This is a genomic window from Mesorhizobium sp. M7A.F.Ca.CA.004.04.2.1 (genome assembly GCF_004022825.1).
Classification (GTDB): Bacteria; Pseudomonadota; Alphaproteobacteria; order Rhizobiales; family Rhizobiaceae; genus Mesorhizobium.
The window spans coordinates 1-3139 of sequence record NZ_RZPH01000731.1 but is presented as its reverse complement, the minus strand read 5'-3'; the positions used below and the strand labels follow the sequence as shown (position 1 = coordinate 3139).

The following is a 3139-nucleotide window of genomic DNA, read 5'->3' as shown; positions in this document are numbered from 1 at the left end:
GGAGAAACGCAATGAGCTATATCGCAGGATTTGTCGCCGCGGTGCCCGCCGCCAACAAGGAAGCTTACCGCAGGCATGTCGCCGAGGTGGCATCGGTGCTGAAGGAGTTCGGCACCACCCGCATGGTCGAAGGATGGGGCGACGACGTGCCCGGCGGCAAGATCACCGACTTCAAGGGAGCCGTGAAGGCAAAGCCGGATGAAGTCATCACCTTTTCATGGCACGAATACGCGGACAAGGCGGCGGCGGACGCGGCCTATCAGACGATGATGAGCGACCCGCGCATGGCGGAGATCGGCGCTTCCATGCCCTTTGACGGCAAGCGCATGATCATCGGTGGCTTCACGCCCTTCATCGACCTGAACACGACCGGCAAGACGGGCTATATCGATGGCTCGCTGGTGCCGGTGCCGGCCGCCAACAAGCAGGCCTACCTTGCCGTAGCGACGAAGCAGGCCGCGGTGATCAAGGAACACGGCGCAACCCGCGTTGTCGAAGCGTGGGGCGACGATGTTCCCGACGGCGAGGTCACCGACTACCGTGGCGCCGTGAAAGCAACGGGCGACGAGGTCGTCGTCTATGCCTGGGTCGAATGGCCGTCGAAGCAGGTGCGCGATGACGCCTGGAAAAAGGTGATTGCCGATCCGCGCATGTATGCCGACACCATGCCCTACGACAACCAGCGCCGGGTCCATGGCGGCTTTGCGCCGATCCTCGACGCCTGATCCCAAGAACCCTAGTTTTCGACAATCCTGGAAAAGGAAACCCACCATGCGTTACGCCTGTCTCATCTATTACCACCCCAAAACATTGTTCGGCGGCAGCCCGGAGGCCAATGCCGTGCTGGCCGAGTGCTCCGGATATGACGAGGTGCTCAAAGCCAGCGGCCACTTCGTAACCGCCGAGGCCCTGGTGCTGCCCGAGGAGGCAATGACCGTGCAGGTCCGCGACGGCAAGATGTCGACCGTCGACGGCCCGTTCATGGAGACCAAGGAGATCCTGGGCGGCATCATCGTCATCGAGGCCCGCGATCTCAACGAGGCGGTGCGAGTGGCGAGCGGCCATCCACTGGCAACGATCGGCTTTGTCGAAGTTCGCCCGGTCGTCGACTTCAGCCAGCCGCCGCCGGTCCTGTGAGCACCACCAGCCCCCGCGATGCCCTGGAGGCGGCCTACCGCACCGAGGCGCGGCGCGTGCTGGCGACCTTGATCCGCCTGCTCGGCGGTTTCGACGCGGCGGAGGAGGCCTTGCATGAGGCCTTCACTGCTGCCGCCGAGCAATGGCCGCGCCAGGGTGTGCCGGCCAACCCCTATTCCTGGCTGGTCTCGGCCGGCCGCTTCAGGACCATCGACCGCTGGCGCCGGGAAGCACGGCTGGCCGGGGCTCTGCCCGAACTCACGGCGCTGGCCGAGCCGACACGGGAGCCGGCCATGCCGGAAGACATCCAGGACGATGAATTGCGGCTCATCTTCGTCTGCTGCCATCCGGCGCTGGCGCCGGATGCACGCATCGCCCTGACCCTGCGCGAAGTGGGTGGTTTGACCACCGAAGAGATCGCCCGCGCCTATCTGACGCCGACACCGACCATTGCGCAACGCATCGTGCGGGCCAAGGCGAAGATCCGGGACGAGGCGATCCCCTACGAGGTGCCCGACCGCGCCGACCTGCCGGTGCGTCTCGAGAGCGCGCTGCAGGTGATCTACCTGATCTTCAACGAGGGTTACGCGGCCACCGAGGGGCCGAACCTGACGCGGGCCGACCTGTGCGCCGAGGCGATCCGGCTCGGCCGGCTGATGGTCGAACTGCTCGACCAGCCGGAGGCGCAAGGGCTGCTTGCCCTGATGCTGCTGCACGAGGCGCGGCGCGCGACGCGGGTCAATGCCAGCGGCGACCTTGTCCTGCTGGAGGATCAGGACCGCACGCTGTGGGACCGTTCGCCGATCGCCGAGGCCGACGGCCTGATCGGTCGGGCGATCGCCTCGCGCCGCATCGGACCGTATATCCTGCAGGCGGCCATTGCTTCCGTCCACGCCGAGGCGGCAGGCACGGCGGAGACCGACTGGGTACAGATCGTCGCGCTTTACGATGTGCTCGGCCGCGTCGACCCCTCACCGGTCGTGGCACTCAACCGCGCCGCGGCCATAGGCATGCGCGACGGCCCGCAGGCCGGACTGGCGGAAATCGAGGCGGTCATGGCACAAGGCGGGCTGGACGGCTACCATCTGGCGCACGCGGCGCGAGCAGACATGCAGCGCAGGCTTGGCTTAACCGAAGCGGCAAGGACCTCCTACCGGCGGGCGATCGAGTTGACCCGGCAACCGGCGGAACGCCGGTTCATCGAGGGGCGACTCGGTCAGCTTTGAACGGAGTGGCGGCACAGGAACCCAGCGCTTGTTTTCTCGTTTTGTTCTCCCTATAGATGCGCTACAATCGTTCTTTCGATTCGAGTCAATTGTGATTCTTTCCACCGAAAAAACTCGGCTGTGAATCGCGGGTATCAAAGCTGATTGGACAGGCACTGGTGCAGATAAGTCAGCATGGACTTGTCACGTTCTGATATCGAAAGGCCGGGATCGAAATCGGGGATATCATGGCAGAAGCAGCGCGAAAATTCGGCGTGGCGGAAACACCGCTTTATCGTGAAGCGCCCAACAACATCGAGGCCGAGCAAGCGCTGCTCGGCGCCATCCTCGTCAACAACGACGCCTTCTATCGCGTCTCGGACTTCCTCAAGGCCAGCCATTTCTACGAGCCGCTGCACCGCAAGATCTTCGAGGTGGCGTCCGAGTTTATCCGTATGGGCAAGGTCGCGACGCCGATCACGCTGAAAACCTTCCTGCCCGCCGACGAGAAGGTCGGCGACATGACGATGGCGCAATATGTCGTGCGGCTGGCGGTCGAGGCTGTGACCGTCGTCAACGCCACCGACTATGGCCGCGCCATCTACGATCTTGCGACGCGCCGCGCGCTGATCACGGTCGGCGAGGACATGGTCAACATCGCCTATGACGCGCCGGTCGACATGGCGCCCGGCGAACAGATCGAGGATGCTGAGCGGCGGCTGTTCGAGCTGGCCGAAAACGGCCGCTACGATGGCGGTTTCGAAAGCTTTTCCGATGCGTTGAAGAATGCCGTCGAC

4 protein-coding genes are annotated in these 3139 nt (G+C 64.4%); all 4 read left to right on the top strand.

All coding sequences use genetic code 11. The features are described from left to right. Nucleotides 1-725: DUF1428 domain-containing protein (locus EN893_RS26055; RefSeq protein ID WP_348632507.1), on the top strand; the 725-nt coding region annotated here is incomplete at its 5' end. Nucleotides 726-771: 46 nt separating this feature from the next. Further along, on the top strand, nt 772-1137 hold the full coding sequence (locus EN893_RS26050; RefSeq protein ID WP_027037981.1) for a YciI family protein: 366 nt from the start codon (nt 772-774) through the stop codon (nt 1135-1137). Next, entirely contained in the window at nt 1134-2363 is a 1230-nt protein-coding gene (locus tag EN893_RS26045; protein ID WP_127267850.1) for an RNA polymerase sigma factor, read from the top strand. Before EN893_RS26050 ends, EN893_RS26045 begins: the two co-directional genes overlap by 4 nt. A 227-nt stretch (nt 2364-2590) precedes the next feature. Continuing rightward, nucleotides 2591-3139 (top strand): DnaB-like helicase N-terminal domain-containing protein (locus EN893_RS26040; RefSeq protein ID WP_281062507.1); only part of this gene is annotated, 549 nt, incomplete at its 3' end.